We start from the raw sequence: 18,540 nt of genomic DNA on the forward strand, positions 1-18,540 counted from the left end.
CCCAACCGCCGCAAGGCAAACCCTACCAGATTGACCCCGTCATTGAGAAAGCCACCATCAGCCCGATGGCTCCCTACATCGAATGGTACCAGGCTGATCGAGGCAACCTGAATCGCTTCTACAACATCACCCTGTCACCCAATCGCCAAGCTCAGTTCCGGGCACTTTACCGTCAATGGCTTGAACTGCTCACCCGATTGCCTTTCGATACCTATCCGCAGGAAGCCAAGGTCGATTACCTGCTTCTGAAGAACTACCTGACTCGAGAGCAGCGGCAACTCGAAATTCGCATCAAGGAGCAGGCCGAGTACATGCCGCTGATTCAGTTCGCTCCCAAGATCATTGCCCTCGAAGAAGCACGCAAACGGATGGAAAAGATCGATCCAGCGAAAACGGCGGAATTGCTCAATGGCCTCAAAAAAGAAATTGATGAACAACGTACCGCCCTCAGCCATCGTACCAAGCCAACGAAGTTCATTGCCAACCGGGCCAGCATTGTCACTTCCGCACTGCAGAACCATATTCGCCAGTGGCATAACTTCCATCAGGGTTACGACCCACTCTATTCCTGGTGGTGCGAAGCACCATATAAGAACGTGGACGAAGCCCTGGGCAGCTATGCCCGATACCTGCGTGAATCGGTCGCAGGCATCCGGGGCGGCGATGAAATCGTTGGCGACCCGATCGGCAAAGAGATGCTTCTCAACGAACTCGAATACGAAATGATTCCCTATTCCCCTGAGCAGCTTGTAACGATTGCCAACGAAGAGTTCGCCTGGTGCGAAGCGGAGATGAAGAAGGCCAGCCAGGAACTCGGCTTCGGCGATGACTGGAAGAAAGCGCTGGAAAAAGTCAAAACGCTGCACGAGGAACCAGGCAAGCAACCCATGATGATCCGCGACCTGGCGTGGGAAGCAATCGACTACGTTTCGAAAAACGATCTCGTCACGGTGCCTGAACTCTGCAAGAACACCTGGCGGATGGAAATGATGTCACCCGAACGGCAACTCGTCAGCCCGTTCTTTCTAGGCGGCGAAGTCATTCAGGTGTCGTTTCCCACGAACAGCATGCAGCATGAACAGAAACTGATGAGCATGCGAGGCAACAATCGCTACTTCAGTCGAGCCACCGTGCATCATGAACTCATCCCTGGGCACCATCTGCAAGGCTTCATGACGGCACGCTATCGCCAGCACCGCCAGCTTTTCAACACACCTTTCTGGGTTGAAGGCTGGGCACTCTACTGGGAAATGTACCTCTATGCCAACAACTTCGCCAGGACGCCGGAAGAAAAGATTGGCATGCTTTTCTGGCGTATGCACCGCTGTGCAAGAATCATCTTCTCGCTCAGCTTCCACCTCGGCACCATGACGCCGAAAGAGTGCATCGACTTTCTCGTTGATCGCGTTGGCCACGAACGGGATAATGCCACCGCAGAGGTACGAAGAAGCTTTGCCGGCATGTACGGCCCACTCTACCAGGCTGCCTACATGCTGGGCGGCTTGCAGGTTCGGGAAATGAAAAAAGAACTGGTAGACAGCGGGAAGATGAAGATCAAGGATTTTCACGATCAGATTTTGCAGCAGAACAGCATCCCCATGGAACTGGTCCGAGCCGCCATATCGAACACTCCGCTGACCAGAGACCTCAAGCCGGGCTGGAAGTTTTATGGGGAGGTGAAAGCAACAGAAGAAAAGAAGTAACCCAAAGAGCCGCGAACGAAGTGAGCGGAGTATGATTTTCGGAGCCAAGGGTATAAGCGACCTTTGAGGTATTATTCCTGGGGCAGAAATATGCTATACTAATGTATAAGTATAGCAGAACCAAGGAGTTAGAAATGCGACTTATTTTCGGCCTAGTGCTGATCCATGTCGCTGCACTTGTAGCGCTCGCTTGGGTCGGATGGAAATACAGTGACTATCTACATTCAGTTTTTCAGCACTATCAAGGCGCATGGTCTGTCGTTTCTGCAATAGGTTCGTTCTATTTAGCTGCATGGGTTTACGCCTACAAAGCGAGTCCGCGAGTTTACTTGTTCATTCAAAAACTAAAAATGCCCTTGATGAATCGAATTACATACTGGCAGCCCCACTTTTGCTTTGTTACTGCACAGCACGAACCGGTTCTGTTCAACATTGAGGAGATCGTTGAGGAGTTAAGAAAATCGATTGGCGAACCAATAACGGTTTCCGACCAATCGTTGACTTCGGTACGTTTAACGATTGATTCGCGTGTAGTCATGCGGCTCTCAGTAGACAAAGAAAATATCTATGCTAACTTCCCAGTCAAACTGACTGTACCTTCAAGCAAGTTCGATTCGGAATCGCAATGGTTGCAAAAACTCCAAGAATCAATTTGTAGAGTTACATCAGCAAAATCTGTGAGTTTATCAATTATTGTCTCATTTGAGAAAAACGAGAAGAACCCTTACTATGGCCTTTTCGTTCGTCAACTTCCTGAAAAATTCTTAAAGACCTTCCAGGCTACGTTTGTGCTTTCAGAGAAATCTACCTGCAGAATTGAAGCTGGTGTTGATAGTGTTAATGTTGAGGGGAAAAGTGCAGCTGAAGTCTTTGATGCTCTGCGTCAGGTAATATCGCTATCAGCATACCCGGTGGCCGTTAAATGAAGACATACCAACTTTTTCAGATAGAAGATTTTCCAGAGATCGCCCTTGGGAAACCGAACACTCGAAAAATTCAAGTTGACATGTTTGGAGACAAGCAAGAAATCGAAACCACACTTTACATGCAAAACCCTGAGTTTTCCAAAGGTATTCAACAGCTGAGGATCACCAGCCAAGTAAAGCACAATGCTCATGGCATTTTCAGGACAGTAATTGAATCAAGGGCGGAGACACTTGAGTTCCTCGAGTATCTTGAGCCTGTGGACTTCTTGTCATACTACGTTCCAAAAAAGAAATTGCTTGTTATGCAGGCTCCGAAACTCACTTGTCGAGGAGTGGTTAAGAACCTGAAGGAAACCAAGGGGACAAAGATTGCTGAACTGAAAGTCAGTTTCGACAAAATAATGACTCTACAGGATGAGTATGCAGGTGCGTACTTTCGCGAGTTGACATCCAGGGTGAAAGCTGCGGGATTGCATGGAGATCAGATTCAGGATGATCAACTTTTCAAGAATTTCTTGAAGATTGGCAAGCTCTCTTGCGTGATAATCCCATGGAAAATCGGGAGCCTAGATACGAAGGTAATGATAACTGCAGTCGGGGGCGTTGTTCTTACTCAGGAATTTGGCAGCCTACAGAAAGAACTTGAGCTGGTGCTTGATGTGCATAAACAACTGCTCGTAAAAATTGTGAAACCGGTGTCCAAGAAAAAATTTGACCAGAACATAGGCGTTGATTTAGAGACAATGTTTGATGACTAACTAGGTTAAAACCGCCTCCAACCGTTTCCTCACGCCCAGCTCCGCCGCCCACTTCTCCAGATACGTTCGATCCAGCGTACCCTGAGTAAACAATACATCGCCGATATCCGCACGGTCGCGGTCACGGTTGGCGATGAGCTTCAGCAAAATCAAATCCTCCGGAGTGACCAGCCACACGGTGCAGCCATTAACCTGTTCCCGCCGTTTTCGTTGCATCACACTGTTTTGAAAAGACGACTCGGCCAGGAAGAAATCCAGATCAATTCCATGCCCTTCCAGGTAGACCCGGCATTTGACCAGCGGCATCTCTGCGACCTTGTCCACCCATCCCTTGCGATAGCTGTCTGGAACGGTGTATCCTTTGGATTCCAGCAAATCGTACAGCCGAGGTAATTCGCTTCGTGGAAGTGACAGAGTGAAATCAAGATCGTAAGTAGCTCGCGGAATGCCATACACTCTTACCGCGATACCACCCATCACTACGTATGAAATCTTTTCCGCTTCGAGCAGTTGGGTAAGTTCATCCAGGCAATCAAGGAGGTTTTTCATGTGCCTTCCCCCCTCTCCCCCTCGGAGTTAGGCACCGGGGGGGAGGAAGTTTCACTCGATGCCGCAGGCATCCGAGTCCGTGCAATTGCTTCCAGTATATTGCGATTGCGGGCATCATTTTCTGCATTGATCCGTTCAATTCGCCTGGCGACTACTTCCTTCGGCCCCTGCAACAGCGCACGCCAGTTCTCACGAATGAGCTGACAACTGATCGCTGCCCGCTCTGCGTTCGTCATCGCCTTATATCGTTGCAATGTCTCTTCATGTGTCACTTGCTGCACTCCACCGGCAACCACTCACGACTATCCACCAATCATTATCTTACACTCCACCAAATGCTTGAAATCAGAATCCAGTTTCACGGGTTACTTCTTCTCCGCCTCCTTCTTCAGCATGTTCAGCAGTACCCGATAATCATCGCGGCCCTGCAGGACTTTGAACTTCTCGTCGGTTTCCAGTTGTTTGAAGTTCTTCCAACCGGCGTTGGCGGCTTTCTGCAGATATTCCATGGCATGATCAGCTTCACTTTGACTGGCTTTCTTGTCAGCTTCTTTCCTAAGTGATGCCATGGAGGCCCAGGCTCCTGCCAGGTCGATGAGATACTCGACGCTGGTCAGTTGAAGTTTCTCCCACTCCGCCAGGACAGTCTTGCAGGCAGCAAGGTCACGCCGTGCATGCAGGCAGCGAAAGTGAAATGCCTGTATCGCATGGATCAGTTCTGCATCAACTTTACTGGCATCGACCCGCTCCATGAAGGTCTTGATCCAGGGCAGCGCTTCCTGACTGCGGTTCAGGTCGAACAGGCGAGCAACGATATAGGAAATGCATCTCAATGTATCAGCATGTTTTTTGCCAAAACGCTTTTCATGCAAGGGCAAGGACGCCTGCAGGATCGCTAGAGCGTCAGCAAATCGGCCCAGGGAAGTGTAACAGTTCGATAATTGAACGGTGGTATAGAGCGTTTCCAGATGATCCTGCCCGAGTTTATCCTGCTGCTGCTTGAAAATGAATTCATACAGTTCGCAAGCCTCTTCGTGCCGATGCATCCGGCCGAGGCATTCGGCCAGACTGTCCATCGTATTCAGTGTCTGAGGATGGGAATCACCCAGGTATTTCTTTTGTAGTTCAATGCCTTCATGGAGTAAAGCCAGAGCTTCTGACTGCCTGTCAACCTGGAAATAGTTGACGCCGAGATTATTCATGCACAACATGGTAAAAGCGTTGCCCAGTCCACGATGGACACGTGCCAGCTTCAGCACTTCTTCTCGCAAGGCGAGCGCTTCCGGCTTGCGATCGAACTTATCGAAACTACCCGCCAGGTTGTTCATGGCCATCTGGGTGGTATGATGCGCTTGCCCGAGGTGCTCTTGAGCGAGTTGATAGGCCAGTTCGCGTGCCTTCAGTGCTTCTTGATGTTGTCCCAGTGTCGCGTGCATGTTGGCAAGTGCCATCAACGATAAGAGAGTATCGTTGTGTTGTGGACCTAGATGCTTCATACGCAGTTCGTAACAACGCTTGTATTGCTCGGCGGCAATTTCCACTTCTCCCAGATAATCAAAAGACTTGCCTATGGTCATGCGGATCCTGGCTTCGACTACCGGTTGGGTAACGAAATCGTCAGAGATGGACTTGAGTGCGGTTTCCAGCGCTTCCCTCAACATCACATCGCGACCTAACCCCATCTCCAGACCTTTGGGACGGGCGGCCGATAAGATCTTGTTTTCGACAAACTCGAGCACTGCACGGATCTCAGCTTCTTTGTCTTGTGCTTTCTGGCGTTGTTCTGACTCAGCCACTTTGGCTTGATATTCCTGTTTGGCACTTTGTAGAGCTTCTTCTTCCTTGGCGTGGGCGCGGAAGAGGCCCCAGGTTGTACCAATCATGCCTGCCAGCAACACTGCAACCAATGCAGAGCCAGCAATCAGGACCATTCTTCTCTGCCGTCGCTGTTCTTCTGCATGCATCGTCGCTTTGGTGCGTTCCATTTCTGCCTGTCTGGCTCGCTGCTCGGCAGCAGCTCGAAGTTGAGCAACCTCACTGGCGACGGCTTCGCCGTGGGAGGGTCGATCCTCCGGCTTACCGGCAAGACAGCGCTTGGCCAATGCAATGAGATCAGGTTCAGCGCCACAAGCATCTAAACGGGCATAGCTATCGCTCAGCATTCCCATGGCCGAAAGCAGGCGGACTGATTCGGGATGATCTCCAACAAATGGCGGCTTACCGGTCAGCATGCAACAGAGAATCGCCCCCAATCCAAAGACATCGGAACGTGCATCCAGAAGGTGAGCAGCACCGATCGCCTGTTCAGGAGACATGTAGGCGGGAGTTCCCAGCACGCTGCCAGCGGTCGTGAGTTGCGAGCTGGGTGTGCTGACGATGGAGTGCGATTCGTACTGAATGGTGAAATCAGTTTCGAGGGGTTGGTCAACGGAAGGAGTTGAAGTGGAATCGACATTCTGGTTCAGGACTTTCGCCAGCCCCCAATCCATCACCTGAATTTCACCGAAGGCGCCCACCATGATGTTTTGTGGTTTCAGATCGCGGTGAATGACATGATGGGCATGGGCATAACCGATAGCCTGGCAGATCGCTTCAAAGATACTGAGATAATTGGCAGGACGGGTGTGTGGCACGGTAATGTCATGCTCGTGGCAGCCTGGCTTTTTCTTCCAGATCAGATCGCTGAGTGTGTATCCCTTGATGAGTTTCATCACGAGATAGCGTCTGCCATCAGGCATGATGCCCGTTTGATGTATGGCTGGAATGCCCGGATGCTGCAACTGCCCGGTTATGCGGGCTTCTTCCATGAACCGTAATACCTGGAGAGAATCTTCTTCGTACTTCGGCAGCAAAATCTTGATCGCGATATCACGGTCGAAGGACAGATCGCGAGCGCGATAGACAATGCCCATCCCGCCGCGGCCTAATTCTTCGAGGATTTCAAACCCGGGTGGTGCGTGGATGGCACGGTCAACGGGCTGACTGCCTGTGCCAGCATTCAGCTCATGCCCATGATCCGGCAACGTTTTATCACTGACGTGATCAGGCTCAAGCTGATGACTGGACGGGTTCATGAAACGAACCTGGTAACAGAATTAGTCGATTGCCCCGAGGACTCAGGAAGCACGAGTCGGCTGAGTTCCCTGGGGAAAAGTGGGTTTCGTTCCCTGTGGTTTCTTTTCACTGCAACCCACAGCAATAAGACTCAACAGCAGCATTCCTACAAGTGTTAGTTTTCGCATGGTGGAGTTCCTTTTTGTAACTGTCAACTGCTGGTACTAAGTTTCCCTCATTCCTGGCTGGTGTCAACGATATTCGTGCCGATCATGAGTTACCCCGCTTGAGTTCCAGTTCCTGCCAGCGGTGATACAGCCTGTCTACCTCCTGCTGGGCTGCCTCCATAGCATGGCAGGCTTCTGTTAACGCTAGATGCCCCGCAGTGGAAGCTGCTTCTACTGCAGCATGGCACTCGGTCAGTTTCGCCTCCGCAGCAGCTATCGCCTCCTCCATCTGGTTCCATTCCTGCTGTTCCTTGAAGCTTAATTTCTTGGGCTTTGATTCGGTCACGGTGCGTTTTGCCGGAGCAGCAGCAACAGTTTCTTTCTTCTGTTTCTCTGTTTGAGCCTTGTCGTAACTGGTGATCCATTGGCCGACATTCGCATAGGAACCGGCATTGCCATCGCCATCGAGGCCAATGACCTCGGTGCATAGCCGATCCATCAGGTCGCGATCATGGCTGACCAGCACCACCGCCCCGGGGAATTCCGACAGGCTTTCTTCGAGCACTTCCAGCGCAGGTATATCCAGATCATTCGTCGGCTCATCGAGCAGCAGCACATCGGCTGGTTGCAGCATCAACTGGGCAATCCGCACCCGCGCCTGCTCCCCACCTGAAAGCGCTCCCACGCTGATTTCGAGCCTGTCAGATTGAAACAGAAACCGGTTCGCCCACGAAACCACGTGAATAGGCCGATCACGATAGATGACAATATCGTTGCCGCCACCCAGTGCTTGCTTCAGACTCTGGTCGGTTTGCAGAGCCGACCGACCCTGCTCGAACATGACGGTTCGGAGTTTGTCCGCCCGTTGAATCGTTCCGGCATCTGGCGTGATCAGACCAGCTAATACTTTAAGCAACGTACTTTTGCCGCTGCCGTTGGCTCCCAGCAGGCCAAGTTTGGTTCCTGGGCTTAAGAGCAAATCAACATTCTGAAACAGTTGCTTGCCGCCGAGCGCATGAGTAAGCCCGCTGGCTGCCAGCAGTTTGCGAGTCTGTCGGCCGGTGTCAGCAAAGTCGATCCCAGCAGAACCAGCCTGGGCTGTGCGATACTTCAGCTCTGCCAGTTCCTCCCGCCGGGCGTAGGCATCTTCGATGCGTGAAGATGCCTTGCGGGTTCGTGCAGCAGCTTTGCGGCCCAGCCATTCCGTTTCCCGCCTTACCTGATTGGCAACCGATTCCTGCTGTCTGGCTTGTGTCTCCAGGAATTCATCGCGTCTATCAACGAACTCGTCATAACCTGCTGCGAAACGAAAAGCTCCACCAGGGTATACGCGGTTGATCTCGATGATCTCATCAGCCACTGCCCGCAGAAATGCACGATCATGGCTGGCTGCCAGGTAGCCAAACGGAGCATCGCGAAGAAGCCGTTCAAGCCAGACAATGCTGCTGAGGTCAAGATGATTCGTTGGCTCATCCAGTAGAAGAAAATCAGGTTTCTTGACCAGTTGGCAGGCGAGCGACAATCGTTTCCGCCATCCGCCGGAAAGCGTGGAAGCCTGCACGCTGGTATCGGTGAAGCCTGTCTGTGTCAGTGTGATCGCAGCCTGGGTTTCCTTTTCGTAATCTTCGCTAGGTTCATCTGATAGTGCAGCGACAACGACTTCCAGAACAGTCTTTCCTGCAGGGAAAACATCATCCTGAGCCAGGTAGCCAAGCCGTGTCCCTCGTTTGAGGGAACGAGTCCCTTCGTCGTGAGGCTCACTTCCCAGCAATACCTTGAGCAGCGTTGATTTTCCGGAACCATTGGGGCCAATGAGACCCAGACGTGCGCCTTCATGCAGATCAACCGAAAGATCACTGAAGAGTGGCCGCGGGCCGAATCCCTTGCTGATTTTCTGAGCAGAAAGTAGCAGACTCATATCGAACCAGTGAAGTTACGTGACGAACCTTAATGATATGAGGCAAATAGTGGACTTTCCAAAGCCTGACAGGTTGCGTGTATCAACGCAACCTGTCGCGTGAGATTTCGAATGCCTGACTACTTAACCGGTGCAACCACCTGTAATTCGTTCTGCACTTCATACACGCCTGGTTCCAATTGCACCATGGCAGCTGCCAGTTGCCTGGAGTAATCGCTGGTCACTTGGCCACGCAGGATGGCCGTTTCGCCACGTTTCAAAACTTGAAGATTCTGTGCACCCTGCATGCCGGGTGAACTGGTGAGCCGTTGTGTAAAATCACCGCCGATAGCAACAGCATTGCCGCCAGTTGGAGCAGCGGGTGCAGCCTTGCCTTCGTAATTCACCTGATAGCCAATGGAGGCTTGCTGGGTTTGATTCATCTGGTTGTTGCCACCGAGGAAAGCGCTGTTGTTTCCGAGGAAACCAGTTCCCCCCATCATGCCCATACCCATGCGGTTGCCGCCCATCATATTCTGCATGCCACCCATGCCCATGCGGTTGCCACCCAGGCCACCACCACCAAAGCCGCCGCCCAGTGTTCCTGCACCCAAACCACCACCGCCGAGGCCGCCTCCGCCTAATCCTGTACCGCCTCGTAGTCCGGTGTTGCCACCCAGGCCAGTGTTGGCGCCAAGCCCTGTGCCGGTTCGTCCCGTAGTACCCATACCACCGCCAGTAAGGCCTCCGCCGCCAGTACCTGCGAAACCAGAGCCAGTACCAGCGAAGCCCATACCTGTTCCAGTGGTCGATCCGGTTCCAGAACCAGAAGGTCGATAGGCTGCAAATGGATCAGGGTTGGTGTTGGCAATGGTAGCAGCGTTACCGAAGACACTCTCGAAATTTACATTAACGTTACTGCCCAGCAATGTGGTGTTCGCCTGGCCAACGATGCCGTTACCAGAGGTGTTTCCAGTCCCCTGGCCCATGCTGCCTGATCCCATGCCTGCCTGGTTGTTGCCCTGAGCCAGAATACCTGCAGGCAGGACCAACATAGCTGCACTGATAAATAAATGTTTTCGCAACATGACTTTCCCCAGAATCCGGCACTTCATTATTTATAGTCGCCGTTTCTTGACGAAAAAACAAGTGAATCCCTATCTGTTCAGCTATTTCTCATTGAATATGAGCAAGAAATGGTAATCTCATTTTACCAATGTTTCCTTGCTCGGCTTGTTTCCCTGTTTTTACGCCAAATTACTCGCTGTGGGTCTTTCACACTGACTCTTTGAATTGCAAAAGTAGTCGCAACCCGGTGAAGATCAACGTAGAATACCCACGTTCGTTCCGAGGGTATCTTCATGCAGGCAACCAGATGGTGTATGGCAGTTGCATGCGTTGTGCTGAGTCTGTCTGCCTACAGTCAGCCACCATCTGATACCGATGCGGTACTGCAGCAGGAAAAGAACGACGTACAGCAAAGCCCTGCTGCCAAGTTCTTTCCTGCTGGTTTGTTTGAGAAAGTCGAAGCACTGCAGGTAAAACTGAAAGAGACCAGAGATAATCATCAGTTACAGTTGTTACAGCAGCAGGCACGCTGGCTACTTCCTGAGCCGCAAATATCTCTGCCTGCCCATGTTTCCCGCATCATGGGTACCTTGAAATTCAAACACGATACTTATCCTGTTGCTGTCCTTTTTGCGCCCGATGGCAAATCACTCTACACCAGCAGCAGCGATGGCACGGTTCGACAATGGAATTTGCAAAATGGCCGTACACTGAAAACGTGGGAGATCGGCAAACCGGTGGGACCGATGGCCTTATCGAACAACGGCCAATACCTGGCTGTTGGAGAAGGATACCGTCAGACTCCCAATATGGATGCCTCTTCACTGAATGCTCAGGAAGAGTATGCCATTCATGTCATTGATCTTTCCACAGGAAAAGTGAAGTGGAAATCGCAAGGCATCCAGGTAGCCATTCTATGCCTCGCATTCAGCTCAGATGATAAGCTGCTCACTGCTGGAACTCTGCAGGGGAAATCAGACCCCATTCAAGTCTGGAATGTTGCCAGCGGCAAGCTCGAAAAGACTTTCAAATCGTTGCACGCCATCTTGAATACGGCCTGGTCCAGGGATGGAAGCAAGCTGTTCGTTACGACTTCAGACCGTTCGTTTGGTACCTACGATACCAGCACTGGCATGCAGATGCAGTCCATCCGTGAAAAGGGCATGATCTACAGCATGGCACTGAGCCCGGATGAAAAAACGCTGGCCATTGCCGGCGACACGGTTGATGAAAGCAATGCACTCTGCATCAAGCTGTATGACACCTCTGACTGGAAAGTGACTTCCACCCTGGCAGGAAATGCCAACAGCATTATCAGTCTGGCATTTCAGGCGAATGGGCAGAACCTGGTCAGTTCCAGTGCCAAGCCTGAAGCAACCATCAAAGTCTGGAACCTCGCACAGAAAACAGCAACCAGTCAATACCTTGGGCATCTGAATGATGTGACCTCCGTTGCAATCAGCCCAGCAGATAAATCCATCGCTTCTGCCAGCCTCGATGGCAGCATGCGACTATGGTTTCCCACGCAGGTGAAACCGCCCGAAACCATCTTCGCGGGAAAAGCTCCGGTCTGGTCAGTAGCCTGTGCAGCCAAATTGCTGCTCACTACCAGCGCTGATCATCATGCCGTGGTGCTGGATTCAGAGACCGGTAAGGAGATTTCACGTTATCGAGAACACGAAGCGCCGGTAACCGCTGGGTGCATTCGCCAAGACGGTCAACTGGTGGCAACTGGCGGCGCTGACAAAACCATCAGGCTGTGGGAACCCGCCACAGGAAAAACAGTAACCATGTTGTCAGGCCACAACGGCGTCATCACCACGCTGGTATTCAGTAACGATGGTAAACGGCTCTTTTCCGCCAGTGCCGACAAAACGGTCCGAGCTTGGAACCTGGAGAGCAAGCAGCAGATTTTCAGCAAGGAACAGCATCGCAGTGTCGTTACCTCGCTGGCGCTGAATGCTGATGGTTCGTTACTCGCTTCAGGTGGTGCAGACAACATCATCCGCATCTGGCGGGCACACGATGGCAGCGAACTGCGCTCCCTGATCGGACACACCGCAGCGATCACCGGCCTGGCATTCAGCCCCGGTGGCACACTGCTCGCCAGTGTTGGCGCCGATGGACTCACCAAAATCTGGGAACCTGCCACCAGGAACGATGCTCTGCGTACTCTTGCAGGGCACGTCGGGCAGTTGATGGCAGTCGCATTCAGCCCTGACTTGCAATACCTGGCCACGGCTGGTGCTGATGAAACCATCCGCATCTGGAACCTGATGTCGTTCACGGAATCACGAGCACTCAAGGGCCATACCAGTTGGGTCTCCAGCCTCACCTTCTCTCCTGATGGCGATTCACTTTTCAGTGCCTCGGTCGATGGCACGGTACGTCGATGGAGAGAATCCAAGGCATTTGAACCAGTACGCTATGGCCATGAACAGGCCATTCGTTTCATGTCGATCAGTCCCAATGGCGATCGACTCATTTCAGCCAGCGATGATGGCAGATTGATTCTCTGGGACACCGCTACCGGCAACGAACTGGCTCAATGGAAGGGCCATGCCTCACCTGTTCAGCAACTGGCTTTCTCGCTGGATGGCAAACGGTTTATCTCGATGGATAAGGACTTGTCTCTCAAACTATGGAACCTGGCATCCTTGCAGGAAGTGCAGTCGTTGAGTTTGAAGCTGGATGGAATCACTCGCGCTGCATTTCTGAATGCAGATCAAGGAGTTGCCATCGCCAGTGGTGCTTCAACGATAGGCATGTGGACCCTGGAGAACGGCACATTCAAACCGGAACCACAGACAACTTTTACAGGACACGAAAGACACTGCAATGCAGTAGGCTTTGCCAGGGAAAAAGTGGCGCTGGGTGGCATGGATGGCAATGTTAAACTCTGGAATTTGAAAGACTTCAAGCAGGGATCGGATGATAGCCTGCGCTGTTATCCCGTGGCAGTTCACGAGTTGGCACTCAGTGCCGATGGCAAACAGATGTTTACCACCAGTCAGGAAAATGAATTTAAACTCTGGAACCTGGAAAACAAACAGTTGATTCATTCCTGGGTTGGCCGATCAGCGAAATTGACAGCATTGGCATTACATCCAGGTGGAAACCGGATCATCACCAGTTTTGACAACGGTGAGGTTGTCTTCTGGGATGGCGTTACCGGTAAGGAATTGCGTGCCTGGAAATTCAAAGGCCTGATTACCGATCTTCAACTGTTGACCAAGGCACCACATGCCTATGCAGCCACTGCGAACGGCGTGATCTATCAACTGGACCTTCCTCAATAATCTTTCATGGACAATAACATTTCAAATACCATGACCAAAGACAACACGGCTTCACTGACGCAAGATCCGTCGCTGCCTTCACCCAGGCAAACGCTGTCCTATCTGCATCAGGTATTTCAGACACGCGGGCTGGAACCCAAAAGCAAGCTGGGACAATGCTTTCTCGTTGATCTGAACTTGATGGATTTGTTGGTGCGTTCAGCGGAACTCAGCTCGCAGGACCTGGCACTGGAAATTGGCTGTGGCACTGGCAGCCTGACCATGAAGTTGGCAGAGGCCGCGGGCGCTGTCGTGGGAATTGAAATCGATAAAGGCTTCTTTCAGTTGGCCCATGACCTGACCAGGGCCTGGAACAATGTGGATGTTCTGCATGGCGATGTCCTCAAGAGCAAACATATTCTGAATCCCGACTGGCTGCAGGTCGTCAGGGACAAAGCCAAACTGCCCGGCATTCAACAGATTAAACTCACCGCTAATCTGCCATACGTGGTGGCTACGCCAGTTGTCATCAATCTGCTGCTACTCGATGATCTGCCCATCGAACGTATGGTCGTCATGGTACAACTGGAGATGGCCGAACGTCTGGTGGCAAAACCATCCACGAAGGATTACAACGCCAATTCCATTTTTGTGCAGAGTTTGTGCGATGTGGAAATGGTTCGCAAGATCGGCCCGAAAGCGTTCTTCCCACCGCCCAAGGTTGATTCGTCCATCATCCGCATCTGGCCCCGTCCTGAAAAACGGCAGCAGATTATTGATAGCCTGGGCAGCGTTACCAGGCTGCACCGCTTCCTGCACGGCCTGTATCTGCATCGCCGCAAAAACCTACGGGGCGCTTTGTATCCTCTGTATCGAGAACAATTGGATAAGCCGGGGCTGGATCAGCGAATAGCAGGTGCCGGCTTTGATGTGCAAGGCAGGGCGGAAGCACTTACGGTTGAGGAGCATCTGCGGCTTTGCCAGGCTCTGCCTGATCTGAGCGTTTAACCGAGAACTCCGACATCATCGCCAGCACACCCAGTATCGGCCCGGGTAACCAGAGCCAGCCTATCCAGAATTGCATCGGTTCCAGGCTCAATGCAGTTAGCTGAATACCAAATACGGTGACGCTGAAACCGATGGCATTCTGCAAGGCGAGTGCACTTCCCGTAGCTTCCGGCAGGCAAGCTTTCGCCGAGAGTGCCGAGAACTGCGGTGAATCTGCCGGGGCACTCAATCCCCACACAACCAGAAACAGAATCACCAGCCATATAGGCATCCAGGGTAGAAGCGGACACAACAAGCACATGCAGCCAGAAATGGTCAGTGCAATGATTGCCACCAGCGCGCTGCCAATCCTTCGACTCCACCAACCTCCCAACACGTTGCCTGCTGCCCCCACGGCAATAATCGAGAAAATCCACCACGATTGCTGTTGACGATTATCAGTAACGAGCCGAACCAGAAACGGAACCGTTGACCAGAATGCATATAGTTCCCACATATGCCCGAAGTAGCCAAATGCCGACGCTCGATAAGCTGGTAGGCGAAAACAGTTCCATGCTATACGCAGATTGATTTTCCGGCCTGGTGGCCTGGCTGCTGGTCCATCACCGAGCCAGAGCATGAGAAATGCTGCCAGCACAGCAAAGAACGAAGCACCAACGGTAATCCACTGCCAGGGTATCTGTTCGCCCAAGGCTCGAAGCAGAAAGGGCAGCGATGTGCCGAGCGATACCGAACCCACCAGCCAGCCCAGTGCTTCACCGGTTCGATCAGGCATCCAGGTGATGACAAGTTTCATCCCCAAAGGATAGATACCAGCCAGTGCAACACCGGTCAGAAATCGCCAGAACATGGCATCGATCCACCCGCCGCTGGCATACGCAAAACCGAAATTCGCCAGCGAGCCGAGGAGACATCCTGCAGAAAATACCCGACTGGCAGGGAATGCATCAGCCAGGCCGGTCAGCGATAAACCGAGCGTACCGAGTATGAAACCAATCTGAACAACCGCCAACAGGCTGCCTTGAGAGAAAGAGTTGAGTGACCAGAGCTGTGTAACTTCCGGCAGGGAAGCTGTGCCACAAAACCAGAGAGACGTTCCGAGCGATTCCGCCAGGACGATGCAGGGCAAAGCCAGTGTTGCTTTGGAAAGGTTAATTCCATTATCTCAAAAACACGAAACGTCTCAGGCGATGAGATGTTTCAGTTTAACGTGATCTTTTCAAAACACTATTTGGCAGCCACTTTCCCCGTGACATCGATCTGACAGGCTTGCACGATTTCCCCTGTCTCTTGATTCTGCACCAGGGCAATCACTTTCAGATTCTTCATGTCCAGCGGGCGATTCGTCGAGGGGAAGGGACGAGTTTTGCCAAACTCATCCAGGTAATTGTTCAGCTCGCTGCGCAGCTTGCTAATATCTGCACTTACCTGATGTTTGAAGTTTTTATCCTTGATAGAAACTCCCTCGATGCCACCGGGCATGGCACGCACCACTTGATGATGGAATCGCAGTCGGTTGCTGCCGACGTACTTTACTGTTTCTTCCACGATAATGGTTTTCAACTTTAATTGATCAGCAACTTCTACGCCGTACACATCAAGATGAATATCGATCTTGTCTCCATCTCGGCTCGCAGTGCCGTTCACTTTGACCTGGCTGCTTTTTTCCAGAATGGGATCGATGATCTCTTTATACTGCTCAAATTTGGCTTGCGCCCGATCCATGCCACCACCGCTGCCAGCTCCCGGCTTGCCGTTGAATAACGTGCTGGGAGTGCCCCGCATATCGTTCGGGAACAGCTTGCGGTAATAGTTAAAACGGGCAACAGTATCAGGATTGGTCATTGGATCAGGGCCGGGGATGTGCATGTGGTACTGAATCAGAACCAGGTCTTTGTGATCGTATGCTTTTTCGAGCGCATCAAAAGCGACATCAGCAGCCACGCAGGGTGGGCACTGGGCGCCGGTGAACAATTCAAGAACTGCCACCTGATTGGCGCTTGTGTTCTTGCGGCCTGCAAATGCAACCGGTTTGAACGGAGGCACCGTCGCCAGATATTCCTTATCCATGTCGGCGTCCATCTTGGCGAGTTTCGCCTCAATGACTTTAGCCTCGGAAGTATTCTTGTTGGCTACCAGTGCCTGCAGGTAAGCGGTAACCACCGGGTGCTGCCTGGATGCTGACCAGCTTGCAGGCATCGATTGATATGCCGATTGAATAACTTTCAGGGCAAGCGCTTCCAATCCTTTTTCCCGAAGCAGCGTAGTGCCCGTGCGCGACAAAACGTAATTCGTGTAAGGCAAGCCGTAAGGCTTGGCGTGTTTTTCGATGATGCCGATGAGCTTTTCTGCCTCGGCTCTGCTGACCTTGGCTTTTTGAGCCATCCCCAGCAATGCACTGGCTGAATCAAGGGCGGCCAGTTGATCAGAGTGCTTTTCAATCACTTCCCGGTAGAGGTCAGCAACTTTTTCATCAGCTTCCTTTTGGGCTGCAGGCAACTGATCCTGAATCTTCTTCCGTTTCTCAGCATCCTTTTCATTCTGTGCCTGGATGCGAAGTGTCATGGGACGGTTATTCAGAGAGACTGCTTTGCCATATGCTTCAGGCGATTTGACTCGCACGATAGCATCAGAAGGTTGTGCAAATTCGGTTTGATCCGTCGGCGCCAGCTTGGCACGATATGCAATGGTATCAGTCGCCATGCTGCCCAGAATGCTTTTCTCAGACCCTGCACTATGTGAAGTAAAGGTCATCCCATTGGAAAGGGTGAGAACGATTTCCTGACCATTGGCTTTATAGCTCGTCAGCTTAACCGTGCTGCGCGGCGGAACAGCCAGCACGCTGGCGGTTTGCGTCCCGTCTTTGGTTTCCACTTTGAGTAATGCCTGAGTCGTTTCCGCCGATGGACTACCAATGAGAGCCAGGCGGTAGTTGCCATCGGGAATGGTTCCCTGAGCATGGATGCCCTGGCTGAAAGCAAGAAGAAGTGTCAGCAACACCAGTTTTTTCAACATGGTTTAATCTCTCGCGGATTAAGTCTTTACATTACAAAATTACTAAAGATTGATGCAAAGTTAAGCAAATACCGAAAATAAACAGGTGGCTTGCTGGTTCATCTGGAATAATTGATGTTTGACGAGTATGATTCAAACAGATTGGCCATGGTACTGAACGTGTATCAGAAGATGAAAGCCATATTCTGTCTACTCTGCTGCATGATTATTCTCATGCCACAGGGGTGGTGTTGCTGGCTTGTACCATTGCAATGTTGTAGTAACGATGCTGTCCCTTCCTGTTGCCATACTGTTTCACAGGCTACTGAATCGTGTTGCGATGCCTGTGCTGAATCGCAAAATGCACAGGATGGTGATGATCATTCAGGTTCAATACCTGAGACCTGCAGTAAGTGTCTCCACGACACGATTCGACCAGTTTTTGAAAATTCGACTGACTGGTTCGTTGTACCTGTTGCCATTCTTCCTGTGGAACTATCCACGGGATTGCCTTGCAGTCTGCTGTTTGTCTCTCACGATGTGCATACCGTCAGCCCACCTTTGCATGTGCACCTCTGCGTCTGGCGTTGTTAAGCCGGTTGATGATCGGTCGTAACTGAAGCGATATAGCTTTAAGACTGTAGTTTGCTTCGTCTATTGTTCATTCTTTGATAACAACACCAAACCAGAACGGAGAGAATCATGAAAACGAAACTGGCTCTGTTGGCCCTTTTGGTCGCAACATTATCCCTGGGTCTGTTTGCCAACCAGGCAACCGCCAGCAAGTCTGCTGATAGCTGCTGTGCCTGCTGCGAAAAAGGTTGTTATTGCTGCGATACAGGTGCCTGTACCTGTGCAGAATGTGCCTGCGTGTGCGGCTGCTGTGGCGTGGATGGCTGTTGTCAGGCCAGCACTCCTGCAGTCAAAGTAGAAGCAAAATGCTGTGACTGCTGCGAAGCAGGCAGCACCTGTTGCGTTACCGGTGCCTGCAACTGCTGCAGTCAGCCAGTCAAAAAGACTGCTTGCTGCGATTCGGAAACAGCCGGTAAGCCTGTCAAGCAAAAGTGCTGCAAGTAATTCTTGCCTGACATAAGTTCAAACGGATGCCGTGCAGTATTCTGCTGCCCGGCATTTTTTG

Annotated in this window: 13 protein-coding genes; 6 read left to right on the forward strand and 7 right to left on the reverse strand. The window is 51.7% G+C overall.

All coding sequences use genetic code 11. From position 1 onward, the window contains the following. The first annotated feature begins 65 nt into the window (after positions 1 to 65). From JNJ77_09515 to JNJ77_09525, 3 genes are all read left to right on the forward strand, one after another. On the forward strand, positions 66 to 1,703 hold the full coding sequence (locus tag JNJ77_09515) for a DUF885 family protein (GenBank protein ID MBL8822812.1): 1,638 nt from the start codon (positions 66 to 68) through the stop codon (positions 1,701 to 1,703). A gap of 134 nt (positions 1,704 to 1,837) precedes the next feature. Next, a complete protein-coding gene (locus JNJ77_09520; protein ID MBL8822813.1) occupies positions 1,838 to 2,629 on the forward strand; it encodes a hypothetical protein in 792 nt (263 codons plus the stop codon). Next, positions 2,626 to 3,387, forward strand: coding sequence for a hypothetical protein (locus tag JNJ77_09525; GenBank protein MBL8822814.1), 762 nt, complete (start codon positions 2,626 to 2,628; stop codon positions 3,385 to 3,387). The genes JNJ77_09520 and JNJ77_09525 overlap by 4 nt, the downstream gene beginning before the upstream one ends. Here JNJ77_09525 and JNJ77_09530 read toward each other — a convergent pair whose 3' ends face one another. From JNJ77_09530 to JNJ77_09550, 5 genes are all read right to left on the reverse strand, one after another. Next, a complete protein-coding gene (locus tag JNJ77_09530; GenBank protein MBL8822815.1) occupies positions 3,388 to 3,936 on the reverse strand; it encodes a nucleotidyltransferase in 549 nt (182 codons plus the stop codon). After that, entirely contained in the window at positions 3,933 to 4,208 is a 276-nt protein-coding gene (locus JNJ77_09535; GenBank protein MBL8822816.1) for a hypothetical protein, read from the reverse strand. Before JNJ77_09535 ends, JNJ77_09530 begins: the two co-directional genes overlap by 4 nt. A 93-nt stretch (positions 4,209 to 4,301) precedes the next feature. Further along, positions 4,302 to 7,010, reverse strand: coding sequence for a serine/threonine protein kinase (locus JNJ77_09540; GenBank protein ID MBL8822817.1), 2,709 nt, complete (start codon positions 7,008 to 7,010; stop codon positions 4,302 to 4,304). Positions 7,011 to 7,260: 250 nt separating this feature from the next. Next, positions 7,261 to 9,075, reverse strand: coding sequence for an ABC-F family ATP-binding cassette domain-containing protein (locus JNJ77_09545; protein MBL8822818.1), 1,815 nt, complete (start codon positions 9,073 to 9,075; stop codon positions 7,261 to 7,263). A 119-nt stretch (positions 9,076 to 9,194) separates the two neighbouring features. After that, positions 9,195 to 10,142: a BON domain-containing protein gene (locus JNJ77_09550; protein MBL8822819.1), complete on the reverse strand. Its 948-nt coding sequence runs from the start codon at positions 10,140 to 10,142 to the stop codon at positions 9,195 to 9,197. Positions 10,143 to 10,436: 294 nt separating this feature from the next. On the opposite strand from JNJ77_09550, the gene JNJ77_09555 reads away from it, so the two are divergent. Next, positions 10,437 to 13,421, forward strand: a complete 2,985-nt coding sequence (locus JNJ77_09555; protein MBL8822820.1) for a hypothetical protein — start codon at positions 10,437 to 10,439, stop codon at positions 13,419 to 13,421. 30 nt (positions 13,422 to 13,451) lie between these two features. After that, on the forward strand, positions 13,452 to 14,408 hold the full coding sequence (rsmA, locus tag JNJ77_09560; protein ID MBL8822821.1) for a ribosomal RNA small subunit methyltransferase A: 957 nt from the start codon (positions 13,452 to 13,454) through the stop codon (positions 14,406 to 14,408). Here rsmA and JNJ77_09565 read toward each other — a convergent pair. Together JNJ77_09565 and JNJ77_09570 are read right to left on the reverse strand one after the other, a co-directional pair. After that, complete coding sequence (locus JNJ77_09565; GenBank protein ID MBL8822822.1) at positions 14,353 to 15,537, reverse strand: MFS transporter; 1,185 nt, start codon at positions 15,535 to 15,537, stop codon at positions 14,353 to 14,355. The two genes, rsmA and JNJ77_09565, sit on opposite strands and share 56 nt — an antisense overlap. A 98-nt stretch (positions 15,538 to 15,635) precedes the next feature. Continuing rightward, on the reverse strand, positions 15,636 to 17,423 hold the full coding sequence (locus JNJ77_09570; protein ID MBL8822823.1) for a hypothetical protein: 1,788 nt from the start codon (positions 17,421 to 17,423) through the stop codon (positions 15,636 to 15,638). A gap of 681 nt (positions 17,424 to 18,104) precedes the next feature. On the opposite strand from JNJ77_09570, the gene JNJ77_09575 reads away from it, so the two are divergent. Beyond that, positions 18,105 to 18,479, forward strand: a complete 375-nt coding sequence (locus tag JNJ77_09575) for a hypothetical protein (GenBank protein ID MBL8822824.1) — start codon at positions 18,105 to 18,107, stop codon at positions 18,477 to 18,479. Positions 18,480 to 18,540: the final 61 nt, after the last annotated feature.

It is taken from the genome of Planctomycetia bacterium (assembly GCA_016795155.1).
Lineage (GTDB): Bacteria > Planctomycetota > Planctomycetia > Gemmatales > HRBIN36 > JAEUIE01.